Source organism: Labilibaculum antarcticum (genome assembly GCF_002356295.1).
Lineage (GTDB): Bacteria > Bacteroidota > Bacteroidia > Bacteroidales > Marinifilaceae > Labilibaculum > Labilibaculum antarcticum.
On record NZ_AP018042.1, the window covers coordinates 4,683,211 to 4,699,924 of the forward strand.

A 16,714-nucleotide genomic window follows, 5' to 3' on the forward strand; every position below is an offset into this window, starting at 1 on the left:
GAATATTTTTTCATATTTAGAATTATAATATGTTGAAAATATATAGTTTACTTCCTAACAGCCCTCACTTTCCGGTAAACAAAATAACACAAGGCAAGTGTAATAAAAATTTTAATCAGGTTTCCGAGGGTTGCTCCAAGAACGAAACCTATATCGTAGGGGCTAGTATTGGCATTGCCAAATGGAAGGTCGAATGCGGTGAAAATAAGAGAAAGTAAAAAGATGCAGAATAGCATCAGGAAAAATGGGCGTGTTTTGTCGTTTTTCATTTTTTATAATTTAGGTTCGATGATTTATCAGGTCAGTGTGCTTTCCAGATAAAACACCTTAAACTCTTTTGTATAGTAAAAGCCCTGTGTTTTCTGAATAGCGTCCGAATGTAATCATAAAATGGGAGTGTGTATTTATTTTGGCGGTAAAAATGCTTTTTGTAGTCAATATTTTAAAATTTGCTACTGTATATAATTATATGGGTATAGCTCAGACAGGAAGCTGGCGGCTTGTTTTCTTTACTTTTAAAACTCATTGTCAGTTAGGGGTTAGTGATCTTATATAGGTATTGATAGGAGTATTTACCTTTAGGTTTCTGAAAACCTACTTAACGCATATATTTTTCTGGCGTGCATTTATTTTTTTATATCCGCAAGAGCGTGTGTTTACTGCAATTCCAACTTTGTTCATACATAATAAGTGGTGGTGTTGATGAAATAATGCGGTGTAAAGTTTTTTTATTAAATAATTATTGTTTAGCTTCATTGCGTTTTTGTTAAATAGTTGTTCCCGGCCGGGGCAGTGCAATCAAAACAAAATTTGTGTGGGAGAATTGGTGAGGAAAGATAATATTCACTTTTTTAAAACTATTATTAATGTCAGAATTACAAAACTATCAGGATTCATTAGAAGAAATTCAAGCTGTTACCCGCGAGGCAGTAAAACATTGTAATCTTCCTTTCGAAATCTTTATTCACGAAGCCAAAAAGGTATGCAACATAGCCGAAGAGGACATTGCTGTTTTGGCGCCTTTGGGATTGCAACAAGAAAAAATTGAGCGTTGCAATGTATTAACAGGCGCTTTGCTTACGGCTGAACTGAATTGGGAGAATCAGAATACCGAGCGCAAGGAGGCTATGGCAAAATGGAAAGCCGATGCTCCTAAAATGAACGAACAAATTAGTGATATGTACGCCACCATGAGGTTTGCCTACCGGAACAACCAGCGTTTGCTGGCAATTTTGGATACAATTAGCGAGGGAGACTCGAATGCCGATGCAGTGATGGATTTGGCGCGTTTGGGTTCGCTGGCAAAAGAGAATCCGGAGCCTTTGCAAGCGATTAGTTACGATATGGAGCAGTGCAATACTGCTCTTACTGAAGCGGAACGCATGAGTGCCTTATTGGCCGAGGTAAATGGCAATATGTATGTCGACGATGAGAAAAAGGTAATCCGCGACAAAGCCTACACTCTTGTAAAAGTTTTGGTTGACGAAATAAGAGAATATGGAAAATTTGCTTTTCGCAAAGACGAGGATCATGTGCGTTTGTATGCCAGTAAATACCAGCGCGACCGGAAAGCGGAATATCGCAGAACAAAAATTGAGAACGAGGTGGATGCTGAACAGGCTTAATTGAAAGGCATGTAGCTGTTTACGAAATAGTGGTTTGGTCCACACCATGGGGAATCTGTTCGGGTTCCCTTTTTTAATGCCTTCCTCCCAAACTTCACTGTCTCCTGACTCAAAATGAATACTGGATTTCTGTCCGGGATGATCTGGAACGTGTCCCTGAAACAGTACCTCCTGTCCGGGAAAGACTCCCAGCTTGTCCGTGAAACCGTAATTCATGTCCGTGAAGCCCTGACTCCTGTCCGGGAAGCTCTCATTCTTGTCCGGGAAATACTCACTCCTGTCCGGGGGGTTGTCATTCAGGATGTTACAAAAAACGAATTAGTTAGATGAGTGTCTTCTCCTGAAATCCATAAAGGACAATATTTTAATATGGAGTTCTACTTCAGTAAACCTAACAGCGTGTTTAGGCCTGAAAGCGTCTGTGTCAATTCTAAACAAATAACCATCAAGTCTTATGGTCTCGAAATTACAGTGCTTACTGATTGGAAATAAACTGTTTATTTGGTGTTTCTGCATAAATGCTCTAAATTTAGTATCGAGCCTATAAAAGTCAATATGAAAGGGAGAAAAACAGTCTTTGAGAATGAAAAGTTAACTTTTCAAGAAATTGAAAAATCTACTTCTGCTGCACTTGTTTGCGATGGTACCCAAATACACAATGCAAATAAGGCTGCAGTCAAACTTCTTGAATCCGAATCTGTTGATCAATTGGTGAACGCCAATTTTCTCGATCTGTCTTCCCCCATACAAGCAAACGGAAAAATATCGGAGGAATTATTTACATGCAGGCAAAAGGATGCCTGCGAAAAAGGAATTGTCAATTTTGAATGGATCGTAAAAACGGCAAAAGGAAGACTTCGACCCATTGGGATAACGCTTATTCCGCTCGAATTTTCCGGTGATAAAATGTTCTGTATTTATATGAATGATTCAGCCTTAGTAAATGATATAGAAGCAAAAGAGGCTCAGGAATACCCTTTTGATCGATTTATTTTTAATATTCAGGATATTGCCGTTGTTGGCTATGATAAAAACAGAAAAATAACCTACTGGAACAAAACGAGCGAGAAAAATTATGGTTACACAAAGGAGGAAGCCGTAGGTAAATATCTGGAAGATTTAATTATCCCCGATCAAACGAAGGCAGATTTTATAAGTGCTGTTGTTAATTTCTATGAGAGCAACATATCCATTCCCAGTGCCGAAATTATCTTAAAGAGTAAGGCTGGTTTACCTGTTTATGCCTTCGCGAGTTATGCAATGTTGAAAAATAGGGAGGGTGAAAATGAAGTGTACTGCATCAATTTTGATATCTCAGGAAGGAAACGGGCAGAAAAGCTGCAGAATGTATTGCAAACCATTACCCATGCTGTTAATAGTAGCAAGAACCTCGAAAAACTAATTCAGTTGGTAAAGAGAGAGATCGGTTCTGTTATTGATGCAACTCATTTTTACATTTCTCTTTACAATTCGGAAAGTGAGACCATTGAGGTGCCCTATGTGAGAACAAGTAAAGTCAAATTCGAGTTTGTACCCTTTGGAATTACTTTAAGTTCATATGTGCTTAAGACTCAGCGGCCTTTGTTGGCGAAAAGCAGGAGGTTACTTCAGCTTTTAAAGTCAGGAGAAATTAAAATGTTGGAGCCGGGGCTTAAAGTATGGCTTGGTATTCCTTTAAAGGTGAAACAAAAATTAATTGGAGTATTGGCAATACAAAGTTTTACTGATGAAAATGCATATAGTAAAGATGATCTTAAGTTTTTGAAAGTAATTTCTCATGAGGTGAGTGTTGCTATTGAAAGAATAAAAATGGATAATGAGATTAAGGCAGCTTTAGAAAAAGCAAAGGAAAGTGATCGGTTGAAATCAGCTTTTTTAGCCAATATGAGCCACGAAATCCGCACTCCGATGAATGGTATTCTGGGCTTTTTAGAATTGTTGAAAAAACCCAATATAACCAAGGAGAATATTCAACGCTATACTCAAATTATGGATCAGAGTGGGCAAAGGCTTCTTGAAACCATAAACGACATCCTTGATATTTCAAGAATTGAAGCGGGTCAGGTAAAGTCAGATCTTAAGGAAATGAATGTTAACAAAATACTGGATGAGTTATTTGCGTTTTTCGAGGAGCAAACTTCAAGTAAAAATGTGAATTTGAAATTGCATAAAGGAATTCCCGGTAGCGATTTTATCATCATTTCCGATCAGGTGAAAATTGAATCGATACTAACAAATTTGATTAAAAATGCCATTAAATTTACCGATTCGGGTAAGATAGAGATGGGCTACAGAATAGAGAATTGTGAACTTGTCTTTTTTGTTATCGACACAGGTGTTGGAATTGAGGAAGAGAGCTTGAGTCTTATTTTCAATCGTTTTGAGCAAATCGCCGGCAACATCAAAAAAGTACAGCAAGGTTCAGGATTGGGATTAGCCATTTCTAAATCGTATGTAGATATGCTAAAGGGGAAGATGTGGGTTAACTCAAAAGTAAAGCATGGTTCGGAATTCTACTTTACGATACCCTTGCAGCTTCCGAAAAATAGGATGACCAATGGTGCTGACTATTCTGAGAAAGGCTACGTGCAGCCAAATGTACTAGTGGTTGAAAATGATCCGGAAATCACCTTATCGCTACAAGAAATTTTGGATGGTTTTGCCAAAACTGTAATTCACGTTAAAACCGGACTCGAAGCTGTTGCTAAATGCCAATATTGCCAGGCGATTGATGTGGTGCTGATAAGTGCCGATCTTCCATGTGTTGACGGTTATCAAACCGCCGGATTAATTCGTGAATTCAATACTTCTATAATCGTGTTGGCGATGATTGATGATGCAAAAGAGGGTGAACAAGACAAGGCGTTAAATTCTGGCTGTGATGGTTTTATTACCAAACCAATAAAGTCGGTTGAGGTTTTAGAATCCATCGGCGTCTTTTTTAAGAATAAAACTACGGAATAGGCGGAAATCCCCAATTGTATCAGAGCAAAAAATAGTCAGTCCCGATGTGTTGAGATGACGGTGCTTTGAATTAAGAGTATTGATTGTTTCTATAAAGATTTGAATCCTACAGATTCTGTTTTCGGTAAGCGCTAGTTAAAAGCTGGCGCCAGCAAGGGGGAACCACTGACGGGTTATTTGGTTCTGTCTTTACTTTATCATCCCTGCTTTCTCGATAAATGCCTTTGCTTTTTCTGTTTCTGGTTTGGTTATCAGGCTAACGAATACAAATATTAGGAGTGAAGCGACCATACCAATTCCTGCCTGCTGAACCGAGGCAATTTCCCATGCTGTTGGTAATTTTACGCCCAAGGCGATAAGCAGATTGTAGGTAGAAAACAGCAAACCAAATAGGATAGAGGCAGTAGCCGCTTTTGAATTTCCTCTTTTCCAAATAAAGGCAAGAATCAGTGGCACAAATGCTCCTGTTGCCAGGAAATCGGAACCAATCCAGGTGATTTTTAGAATCGAACGAATTTCAAGAGCAAGCAGCAATCCCAGAAAGGCAATGATTACGGTTGAGATTTTACCAGCCCAAACCATTTGCTCTGGCTTTGCCAATGGGCGAAATCGATTTTTGAAAATATCCACACTTAAAACCAAGGCGCCGGTATTAATCATCGAATCCATGGTCGACATAATGGCCGAGCACAAACCCAGAAACATAAAAGCCGCAAGACCAACCGGCATGTATTGAATGATGATGGCTGGTACAATTCCTCCTTCGGGCACCGAATCGAATAAACCAAGGCTAAGTACGCCGGTTAGTGTTACGATGAGGTATAAAGGAATAAAAACCACAAAAGCCAATGCCATCATCTTTTTGGCATCGGCAGGAGTCTTGGTTGCCGAAATGCGTTGCCAAATGTTGGCTTGTATCATCCACGAACAGCCAAAGGTAATAATGAATACAAAGTTGTTAGAGAGGTTGTGAAAGAAGGAAAAGAACTCCGGCTTGTCAGAGGCTATAGCAATCTCATAAACCCGCTCAAAGCCTCCTGAGTGATTGTAGGTGAAGATGAAAAGCACAATGGCCGCAATCAGTAGAAACACAAACTGAATGATGTCAGTAACTACTACACCCTTAAATCCGCCAAAGAAAGAGTAGAGAAGAACAATGCTTGTACCTGCCAAGGCTGCAATTTTGTAATCGATATCGAAAAAGGCCTGAAAGAATTTCCCGATCACCACCGCTTGTGTGGCTACTCCTAAAATCATGAAAACAAGTATGAGTATGGAGAGAAGAAGGGCAACGGATTTGTTATAGCGCAACTCCATTAATTGAGGTTGGGTAATGGTTCCTATTTTTCGAATCGCTTTCGAGAACAAGTACATTAAAAAAGTGGAGAAAAGAACCGGCATTCCATAAATCCAAAACGAGCTGACTCCTTGATTAAATCCATGATCCACCAAATCGATGGCAGATCCGCCTCCCCACCACGATGCTATGAATGTAACAGCTAAGGCCCAAAAGGGAAGTTGACGGCCGGCTAAAAAGTAATCTTCAGTATTTTTACTTGCTTTCGACCGGAGAACAATGAACATGATTCCTGAAAAATAGAGCAGTAAAAGGAGTATGGAAATTACTTGAAGATGGTTCATTTGGAGTTTGTTTAAGAAAAATAGGATAATGATTTATTTAAAGAAAAAATTCTCTAATATGTCTAATGATATTAGCGCTAAACGTTTATACCGGAACAGTATTGTCAATTTTGCTTTTGTTTAACAATTTCGCATATTTAAAACGATGTAAATATACTTTTTTTTCATTTGTATCGATTTCGGTAAAGTGTAGTGAAAAATAATATGTTAACTGCATTATGAGGTGTGAATAAATTCGCAAAAAAATAATATAAAAATGCTATGGATAGCGCGTGTTTTCTAAATAAAAGTGATAACTTTAATCAAAGCAAAATTTTTTGTTATGATAACACAAGTAAGCTAATTGCCTGAAACCCAACCCTAAAATCGTTTGTTAATGGACTACCTTAAATTTGACAAAGCTCAATTGGTAAATACAGAGTATTCTCTGAAAAAAGAATACATTCGAACCAATCGTGCAGGCTCTTTTGCCTCTTCGACTATTATTAATTGCAATACCCGCAAATATCATGGACTCTTAATATGTCCAATAGATAATTTTGGTGGTGAAAATCATGTTCTTTTATCATCCTTAGATGAGACAATAGTTCAGCATGATTCCCCTTTTCATTTGGGGATTCATAAATTTCCCGGAGAATATAGCCCGAAAGGCAATAAATATGTTCGTGAGTATTTAATGGATCCAACTCCTACAATAATTTACCGTGTAGGTGGTGTGGTGTTACGAAAAGAGTTGCTTTTGGTTGAAAAAGAGCAACGGGTTTTGGTTCGTTACACTTTACTGGAAGCAAATTCGTCAACAACTTTGCGTTTGCAGCCTTTTTTGGCATTTAGGAATATTCATTCCTTAACAAAGGCAAATCTGGATGCTAATACCCGATCCGAAGATATCAGTAATGGTATTAAAATACGTTTGTATCAGGACTTTCCATATTTATACATGCAGTCTTCGGTTGAGTCGGAGTTTGTACATGTACCGGATTGGTACTATGATATAGAGTACAAAGAGGAAAAGAAAAGAGGATATGATTACCATGAGGATCTTTTTGTTCCCGGCTATTTCGAGATGAATATTAAAAAGGGAGAATCCATTGTGTTTTCGGCCGGAACGAAAGAAATTTCGCCCAAGACACTAGCTAAACAATTCGATTCGGAGTTAAAGAAAAGAGTACGTCAAGACAGTTTTGAGAACTGTTTGGAAAATTCAGCGGTTCAATTCTTTTCAAAGAACAGTCACGGAACACGTATCATAAACGGTTTCCCTTGGTTTAGTACCAGCGAACGAAATACTTATTTATCCTTGCCAGGACTAACTTTGGCAAGAGGTGATCAGAAAACTTTTCTGGATGCGTTTGATACTGTATTTAAGAGGGTTTGCAATCGCTTTTCGAAAGATCCTGCTGTTAATGAAGGAAGATTTTCTGTTGACGTTCCATTGTGGTCATTTTGGACCCTGCAAAAATACATTGAAGCGGGAGCAGACCGAAAGGAGATTTGGAAAAAATACAGTAAAAAGATCAAGGAAATATTTCAATCCTATAAACATGGGTCTAATTTGGCTATTAAGATGCATGACAATGGATTGCTCTGGATTATGGAGCAAGGAGTAACCTGGATGAATGTTAAGCATCGTGGGGTTAGTTTGAACCGGCGAATGGGTTATGTTGTTGAGATTAATGCGCTTTGGTACAATGCAATTTGTTTTGCATTAGAAATGGCTGGGGAAGCTAAAGACACTAAGTTTGTTGCAGAATGGGCAGGTGTTAAAGAAAATTTGAAAGAATCATTTATTGATGCATTTTGGGATGAAAGTAAATCATATCTGGCGGATTATGTAGATGATACTCATAAGAGTTGGGCTGTTCGCCCCAACCAATTATTTGCAGTATCGCTTCCTTACTCCTGTCTCTCTGATAATCAGAAGAAAGCTGTGCTGGATGTGCTTGAGAACGAACTATTAACACCAAGAGGCTTACGAACACTCTCACCCAAAAATCATGAATATGAGGGAGTGATTGAAGGAAACGAAGAAAGCCGAAGTAAGGCATTTCATTATGGATCGGTTTACCCTTGGTTGATAGGGCATTTTGCTGAAGCTTATTTAAAGCTCCATAAATTGAGTGGTGAAACTAAGATTAAAAGATGGTTAGCCGTATTCGAAGATAGTTTGCTCGAGCATGGCTTGGGCACTGTATCTGAAATTTACAGCGGAAATCCGCCTCACAAGCCGAATGAGGCTACTTCTTACGGGTTAAGTGTGGCAGAAATTATTAGAGTTACTAAAATGTTTAATAAATCATCTTTAAAATAATCTGTATATGAAAGTTCTAATGTTTGGGTGGGAGTTTCCACCTCATATTTCCGGAGGGTTAGGTACTGCTTGTTACGGACTAACAAAAGGTTTGGCTAAAATTGAAGATCTGGATATTGTTTTTGTTGTTCCTAAGGCTCATGGAGATGAAGATCAGAGTACAATGAGCTTAGTTGGTGCGAATTCTGTTTCTATTCAGCAGGTTCAAACTCATATTGAAAATTTTAAGTCTCAGCATACCTATTTGGAAGTAGAATCGCAATTGATTCCCTATAATGATCCTGATGAATATTATACATTTAGGAGCCAGGATTTATTTGGAAAAAACAAGTTTTTTAAAGTTGATAACGAAGGGAAACTTGAATTTAGTGGAAAGTACGGTACTGATTTAATGGAGGAGATCTATAAATATGCTTTTGTAGCTTCCTCTATTGCTGCTGAACATGATCATGATGTAATACACGCACATGACTGGCTTTGTTATCCTGCAGGAATAGCTGCAAAAGAAATGTCTGGGAAACCATTGGTGATACACGTTCATGCTACTGATTTTGATAGAAGCGGAGGAAATGTAAATCCGAAGGTTTATGAGATTGAAAAAATGGGAATGGATGCTGCCGATAAAATTATTGCAGTGAGTAATTTAACCCGTAATATCGTTATCGAAAAATACGGACAGAATCCCGATAAGGTGGTTACTGTTTACAATGCGGTTGAACCTGTTTCTATGGAAGAAAAGGCGAAAATTAAAAAAGGAGTTAAAGAAAAAGTTGTAACTTTTTTAGGCCGGATAACAATGCAAAAAGGTCCGGAATATTTCGTCGAAGCTGCTCATCAGGTTTTGAAAAGAACAAATAATGTGCGATTTGTAATGGCCGGTAGTGGAGATTTGCTGGAACAAATGGTGGATAGAGCGGCTCAATTGGGTATCAGTGATAAGTTTCATTTTACAGGTTTTTTAAAGGGAGATGATGTTTTTAATATGTTCCTTTTAAGCGATGTATATGTGATGCCATCGGTATCGGAACCATTTGGAATCTCGCCTTTGGAGGCAATGCAATCAAATGTTCCTGTTATTATATCAAAGCAGTCAGGAGTATCGGAAATTCTGACTCACGCTGTAAAAGTTGATTATTGGGATATTGATGCAATGGCTGATGCCATTTACGGAATTATTAAGTATGATTCTCTTTCGGAAGTTTTTAAGGAAGAGGGGAAAGAGGAAGTGGATAATTTGAAATGGGCCAAAGCGGCAATTAATGTTCATGATGTCTACAACTCAGCAATTCAATTATTCGAACAACAAATTAAAAATTAACATTATGAAGGCACTTTGTTTATATTTTCAGATTCACAAACCATTACGTTTAAGAAGATACAGATTTTTCGATATCGGTAACGATCACTACTATTACGATGATTATACCAATGAGTCGATCATGAGACAAATTGTGGATGAATCTTATTTGCCGGCAAATAAGATTATTCTGGAATTGTTGAAGAAGAATAAAGGGAAATTTAAAATATCATTCTCCATTACGGGAATTGCTTTGGATCAATTTGAACAATATGCTCCTGAGGTGATTGATAGTTTTAAAGAACTGGCAAAAACCGGTGATGTGGAGTTCTTAGCGGAAACTTATTCTCATTCTCTTGCCTCATTAATCAATCAAGATGAATTTGTTCAGCAAGTTACCAGCCACAGCGATAAAATAGAAGATCTTTTTGGAAGACGACCTACTGTATTTAGAAATACAGAAATGATTTATTCTGATGAAATTGGTGCAATGGTTGCCAAAATGGGCTATAAGGCAATTTTAACAGAAGGGGCAAAGCATATTTTAGGATGGAAGAGTCCAAATTATTTGTATTGTAATGCCATTAATCCGAAGCTGAAAATTTTAATGCGCAACTATAAATTGAGTGATGATATTTCATTTCGGTTTTCATCTAAAGGATGGAAAGAATGGCCACTTACAACTACAAAATTGGTTGGCTGGTTAAACGAAATGGATGATAAAGAGGATTTGGTGAATATATTCATGGATTACGATACATTCGGAGAACATCAGAAGAAAGAATCTGGGATTTTTGAGTTTCTGGCTCACCTTCCACAGGATGTTATTCTCAAATCGAAATATAAATTTTCTACTCCTTCGGAAGTTGCCGCAGAATTTCACCCAATTGCACAAGCACATGTGCCTAATGTTATTTCCTGGGCCGATGAAGAGCGCGATTTGTCAGCGTGGTTGGGAAATAAACTTCAAGATGAAGCTTTTCAAAAACTATACGCTTTGCGTGATGATGTTTTGGCTGTAAATGATGATCGAATTAATAAGGATTGGAAATATTTACAAGCCAGCGACCATTTTTATTACATGTGTACCAAGTTTACTTCAGATGGTGATGCACATTCTTCTTTTAATCCTTACAGTTCGCCTTACGATGCTTTTATTAATTACATGAACGTAGTAAGCGATTTTCAGATACGTTTAAAAGAACTCAAAGAAGGAGTGGCAGTTGATCCCAAAGAGTTGCAAAATCAGCTCATACAAAAGGATGAAATAATCGCTAAATATGAACAGCAATTGAGCGAATTGAATATTTAATTCATAAAAAAGAATGGTGTTGGGATGCTTTTTGGAGCTAATGAAATACTAAATTTGTTTTGTTATGCAATTAGTAAAGAGAATGTATTTTGTTGAATTTTAGAATAGTTAATGCTTTGGCCATTTTACAAAAAAAATGACCAATGTCTAATCAATAATAATATATTAGGTATGAATAATAGGGATATAACTCCAGATTTTGTATTTGAAGTTAGTTGGGAGGTTTGTAATAAGGTAGGAGGAATTCATACCGTTATTTCTACAAAGGCCTTGTCGTTGAAACCATTATTTAACGATCAAATCATTTATATAGGACCAGATTTCAAGATTGCTGAACACCGGGAAAAGGAATTTCAGGAAGATGAAAATTTGTTTCCGGAATGGAAAGAGAAGTTAATAGCAGAAGGTTTATTGGTTCGAATAGGACGATGGAAAATAGCTGGGAATCCCTTGGTGATTCTAATCGATTTTTCATGTTTAGAATCGCAAAAGGATCTTATTTATAGCAAACTTTGGGAAATTTATCGAGTAGAATCTTTGTACGGACATGATGATTATAGGGATGCTGCATTATTTGGATATGCAAGTGGTAGAGTCATTGAAAGTTTTGTAGAATACAAGGATTTACCTAAGAATAAAATTGTTGCTCAATTTCATGAATGGATGTCGGGTGCAGGTCTTTTGTATTTAAAATACAAGGCTCCTGATATTGCTACAATTTTCACAACTCATGCGAGTATGCTTGGACGTGTATTAGCCAGTAACTATGAGAATTTGTACGATAATCTGCTTAATTTTAATCCAATTGAAAAACCAAGACAGTATAATGTTACGGCCAAATGTTCAATGGAAAAATGTGTGGCTCTGGCGGCTGATTGTACTTCAACAGTTAGTGATATTACCGCACGCGAATGTAAGCAGTTTCATGGACGGGCAATAGATGTCGTGATGCCAAATGGTTTCGAAGATGAATTTGTTCCCGAATTGGCAGAACTTGAAATTACAAGGCAGGAATCCAAAAAAAGTTTTAAGAAAGTTGCTGAGTCACTTCTGGGTTATGAAATTCAGGCAGATACCTTATTTCTTGGAACAGGAGGACGGTACGAGTACAAAAACAAGGGGATTGATGTATTTCTGGAAGCTTTGGCGAAGCTGAATGAAAATAAATATTTGGATCGCGACATTGTCGTTTTCTTTTTAATTCCTGGAGATCAGCGAGGTGCCAGAAAGGATTTGCAAGAGAATCTGGCTAAATATCCCGATAGAAATCCTTTAGTTTCACCTTTTTCAACCCATTATTTGGGGAATGTAGACCATGATGAGATCTTGAATAAGATTAAGTCTTTAGGTTTTACAAATAGTCTGACCGAGCGAATTAAGGTTATTTTTGTGCCTACCTATCTGGATGGTATGGATGGTATATTTAATAAGTCCTATTATGAACTTTTAATGGGATTGGATTTATCGGTTTTTCCATCGTACTATGAACCTTGGGGATATACTCCAATGGAAAGTGTTGCCTTTAGTGTTCCTACAATCACAACTTCTTTAGCCGGATTTGGTCAATGGGTTCGAATGATTGGAGAAGCGGGTAAAGGTGGTGTTGCAGTAGTTGAACGAAATGATTCAAATAGAAAAGAAGTCGTTGAAAATATATCCTCTCAAATATTTAATTTCTCAACAAAATCAGTAGATGATATTCTAAGGTGTAGGGAAAATGCGAGTAGCATTGCCAAAAGAACATTGTGGAAAAATTTTATAGAGAATTATTACCGTGCATACGAAATAGCAATCAAAAATAATATGGAAAAGGAAAATGACGCATCTGTACATGTTGAGGTGGAAAATCATTTGAATGTACAGAGAAGCAATAATATTAATTGGAGGAAATTAATTATTGAAACTAATCTTCCAAAGGAATTACTTGGCCTTGAGAAATTATCAAAAAATTTATGGTGGTGTTGGAACTATAAAGCAATCGATCTTTATCAATCTATAGATCCAAAGTTATGGCATACCTGCAATAAGAATCCAATTTTATTGCTTAAGCAAGTGTCGAGTTCTCGATTGAAGGAATTGGCGGAAGATGCAACTTTCATGAAGAATTATTCTGACGTTTTTAAGCAGTTTAATGATTATATGGCAGTGAAACCAACTGAAGGGCAAGCTAAAATTGCCTATTTCAGTATGGAGTATGGTTTAAATAATAACTTAAAGATTTATTCCGGAGGATTAGGAATTTTAGCAGGTGATTATTTAAAGGAGGCCAGTGATTCTAATGTTGATATGGTTGCGATTGGCTTTATGTATCGTTTTGGATACTTTAATCAGCATCTCTCCATAAATGGGGAACAGTTGGTTGAGTTGAGTGAGCAAAAATTCTCTCAATTGCCAATCAGTAGGGTAAGAGATCGTTCAGGTATGGAGAAAAATATTTCTTTTTCTTTAGAAGGAAGAACTGTTGTTGCTAAAATTTGGCAAGTTAAAGTGGGTCGAATTTCCTTATATCTGTTGGATACCGAAACATCTATGAATGAAGAGCAGGATCGATCATTAACTCACCAGTTGTATGGTGGCGATTGGGATCACCGTATAAAGCAAGAAATACTTCTGGGATTAGGAGGGATTAAAACACTTGAGGCACTTAATATTCAACCAGACTTGTATCATTGCAACGAAGGACATGCTGCTTTAATAAATGTGGAGCGTTTGATTAATCTAATTTCAGAAGGTTATAAGTACGAAGTAGCTTTGGAAATTGTAAGAGCTTCATCACTGTTTACGACACATACGCCTGTTCCTGCTGGGCATGATACTTTTTCTCCTGATATGATTAGACATTATCTGTCATATGTTCCAGGAAAATTGAGCTTAGGTTGGGATCAATTTCTTGCTCTGGGTAGAGTGAATCCTTTGGATTATAACGAGAAATTTTCAATGAGTAATTTGGCCGCCAACACGTCGGTTGCCATGAATGGAGTAAGTATGCTGCATGGAAAAATTTCTCAGGAAATGTTCAATAATCTTTACTCGGGATATTTCCCTGAGGAATTACATATTGGTTATGTGACTAATGGTGTTCATTACCCTAGCTGGACTGCAAAAGAATGGATGACTTTGCACGAAGAAGAATTTGATAAAGAATTTAAAAATGATTTATCGAACAAAGAATATTGGAAAAAAATATACGATGTTCCAGATGAGAAAATCTGGGCGATTAAAAATGTATTGCGTAAAAAACTAATTGATTTTGCGAAGGATCGTTTCCAAAAAAACTGGGTTAAACGATACGAAGATCCTCGTTCGTTAGTAGAAACGATGGATTCAATAGATGAGAATGCTTTAACAATTGGTTTTGCCCGTAGATTCGCGACTTATAAACGTGCTCATTTATTGTTTAGTGATATCGATCGATTGTCCGAACTTCTAAATAATCCAGAAAGACCGGTGCAATTTATCTTCGCGGGGAAAGCGCATCCTGCGGATAAAGCAGGGCAGGATTTAATTAAGCAAATTGTTGCGATATCCCGTCGTCCGCAATTTGAGGGTAAGATTCTGTTTCTAGAGAATTACGACATGGAATTGGGGCAACGATTGGTAAAAGGTGTCGATATTTGGATGAATACACCAACACGACCATTGGAAGCTTCAGGAACATCAGGAGAAAAAGCGGTGATGAATGGAGTTCTTAATTTTAGTGTTCTTGATGGCTGGTGGTTAGAAGGCTATCGCGAAGGAGCGGGTTGGGCTCTATCCGAACAACGTACTTATGAGAATCAAGACTTTCAGGATGAATTGGATGCTCAGACAATTTATTCGATGTTTGAAAATGATATTATTCCTCTATACTATAAGCGTGATGAGAACAATATTCCAGTGGATTGGATTCAGTACATTAAAAAATGTATCGCTGAAATTGCTCCGGAATACACTACCAAGCGCATGATTGACGATTATAAGGATCGTTTTTATACTAAGATGTATCAACGTGTTACAAAAACAAAGGAGAATGACTACAAAATTTTAAAAGACATAGTCAAATGGAAACAAAAAATCCTTGTTTCGTGGGAAAAAATTGAGGTCGTTTCTGTTGATGCACCGAGTACACCTAAGCACAAGTATTTATCAGGTGAAAATTACCACGTTGAAGTTGCACTTGATTTGAAAGATTTAGTTGAAGAAAAAATTTGTGTTGAGTTGGTGATAAGAGCTTCAATGGATACTCAAAATCCAGGACCGATTCGAACAGAGCAACTCGTTATGGATCATAAAGTTGATTCTCTAGCTTTCTATCGATTGGATTTGGTATTGAATGATCCGGGAATCTTTGATTTTGGATTGAGAATGTATCCTTTTAATGATAATCTTCCACATCGTCAGGATTTTAATTACGTGAAGTGGATCTAAAATAAGAATGATAGTAAAAGGGCTGTTTCGTTTCGAAACAGCCCTTTTTAATTTTAGCTTAAAGGTGGAATTACGAGAACCTGTCCAGGATAAATCATATTTGGATCCTTTAGCATTGGTTTGTTGGCCTCAAAAATAATATCGTATTTATTGGCCTTTCCATACACCTCTTTGGCAATTTTTGATAAATAATCTCCTTTTTTAACGGCACAGAAACTGGTGGCTCAATCGAAGGAGAATTGGTAAGTTGAATCCTAAGAGTGACTTCTTTGCCATTCATAGCGACTAGTATGGTACTTGTGCCGAAACCAAAGTTTTTTAAAAGGGCCAGAATTAACTCAGATTTTTCTTTTTCATGAGTTTTTTCAGATTTTCTGGAAATTTTCTCCCTGCATTTTATTTGGTTAAACAATGTTGAATAAGTACTGAAAGAACTAGTTTAATAATTGAAAGGTGATTTTAACATTAACCCGGTACTCAGTAATGTCATTTTTATCGACAATGGCACTCATGTCCTGAACGTACACTGAACGGATTTCTTTAATCGTTTTCGCCGCAGTTTTTACTGCGTTTTTTGTGGCGTCTTCCCAACTTATTTTGGATGATGCCATTACTTCAATAACTTTTAAAATGCTCATAATGTTGGATTTAAGTGAATGTGTTAAATCAAACAGCTATTTGATACTTGGAGTACATTTAGCTCTTGTTTTTTTAGTGTACTTAATTTACGGAATATTTCAATAAAAATTAAATATTTTTTATTGAGTCCTAATGAGCTTTATTCTGTTGATAAAAATGGGGATTCTATCCTGTTAGCCTTAATTTGATTTAAAATATGAAATCACTGAAAGATTGTAATTATTTACGCCTCTAGTAAATAGAAAGGAAGAATCCTTTACAAAAAATACTAATTCATTATCTTCTTTTTTATAGTCCAAATCAATTTTATCAGAATTTGAGAAATTTCCATCGTGGTAACATATGTCTTCTTTATTGCAATACAACTTCTTTGAACAGGTTTAATTTTATATAAAAAAGCCTGATTCCATATGGAACCAGGCTTTTTTATATTGTATGAAACAAGATCAAAAAGTATTAATTTTTTTTAGCTTTTTTCTCTCTTTTTTCTTCTTTTTTTTCTTTTGCTGTTTTTGTCG

The 16,714-nt window shown here is 36.8% G+C and carries 9 protein-coding genes; 6 read left to right on the forward strand and 3 right to left on the reverse strand.

Annotated elements, in window-relative coordinates; translation table 11 throughout:
* Positions 1-47: 47 nt before the first annotated feature.
* Entirely contained in the window at positions 48-269 is a 222-nt protein-coding gene (locus ALGA_RS22850; protein WP_145957678.1) for a hypothetical protein, read from the reverse strand.
* Positions 270-866: 597 nt separating this feature from the next.
* Here ALGA_RS22850 and ALGA_RS18710 point away from each other — a divergent pair.
* Together ALGA_RS18710 and ALGA_RS18720 are read left to right on the forward strand one after the other, a co-directional pair.
* Positions 867-1,625: a hypothetical protein gene (locus ALGA_RS18710; RefSeq protein WP_096431825.1), complete on the forward strand. Its 759-nt coding sequence runs from the start codon at positions 867-869 to the stop codon at positions 1,623-1,625.
* Between the two features lie 555 nt (positions 1,626-2,180).
* Entirely contained in the window at positions 2,181-4,589 is a 2,409-nt protein-coding gene (locus ALGA_RS18720; protein WP_096431829.1) for an ATP-binding protein, read from the forward strand.
* A 189-nt stretch (positions 4,590-4,778) separates the two neighbouring features.
* On the opposite strand, the gene ALGA_RS18725 is transcribed toward ALGA_RS18720, so the two are convergent.
* Complete coding sequence (locus tag ALGA_RS18725) at positions 4,779-6,230, reverse strand: sodium:solute symporter family protein (protein ID WP_096431831.1); 1,452 nt, start codon at positions 6,228-6,230, stop codon at positions 4,779-4,781.
* Between the two features lie 376 nt (positions 6,231-6,606).
* Between ALGA_RS18725 and ALGA_RS18730 the strand changes: the two genes are divergently transcribed.
* The 4 genes from ALGA_RS18730 (at position 6,607) to glgP (ending at position 15,557) form a co-directional block, all read left to right on the forward strand.
* Positions 6,607-8,541, forward strand: coding sequence for a glycogen debranching enzyme N-terminal domain-containing protein (locus ALGA_RS18730; RefSeq protein WP_096431833.1), 1,935 nt, complete (start codon positions 6,607-6,609; stop codon positions 8,539-8,541).
* 7 nt (positions 8,542-8,548) lie between these two features.
* A complete protein-coding gene (locus ALGA_RS18735; RefSeq protein ID WP_096431835.1) occupies positions 8,549-9,859 on the forward strand; it encodes a glycosyltransferase family 4 protein in 1,311 nt (436 codons plus the stop codon).
* Positions 9,860-9,863: 4 nt separating this feature from the next.
* Positions 9,864-11,150: a glycoside hydrolase family 57 protein gene (locus ALGA_RS18740; protein WP_096433753.1), complete on the forward strand. Its 1,287-nt coding sequence runs from the start codon at positions 9,864-9,866 to the stop codon at positions 11,148-11,150.
* Between the two features lie 171 nt (positions 11,151-11,321).
* Entirely contained in the window at positions 11,322-15,557 is a 4,236-nt protein-coding gene (glgP, locus tag ALGA_RS18745) for an alpha-glucan family phosphorylase (protein WP_096433755.1), read from the forward strand.
* 434 nt (positions 15,558-15,991) lie between these two features.
* Here glgP and ALGA_RS18755 read toward each other — a convergent pair whose 3' ends face one another.
* The gene (locus ALGA_RS18755) at positions 15,992-16,195 is read right to left on the reverse strand and encodes a dodecin family protein (protein ID WP_096431837.1); all 204 of its coding nucleotides are present in this window, start codon (positions 16,193-16,195) and stop codon (positions 15,992-15,994) included.
* Between the last annotated feature and the right edge of the window lie 519 nt (positions 16,196-16,714).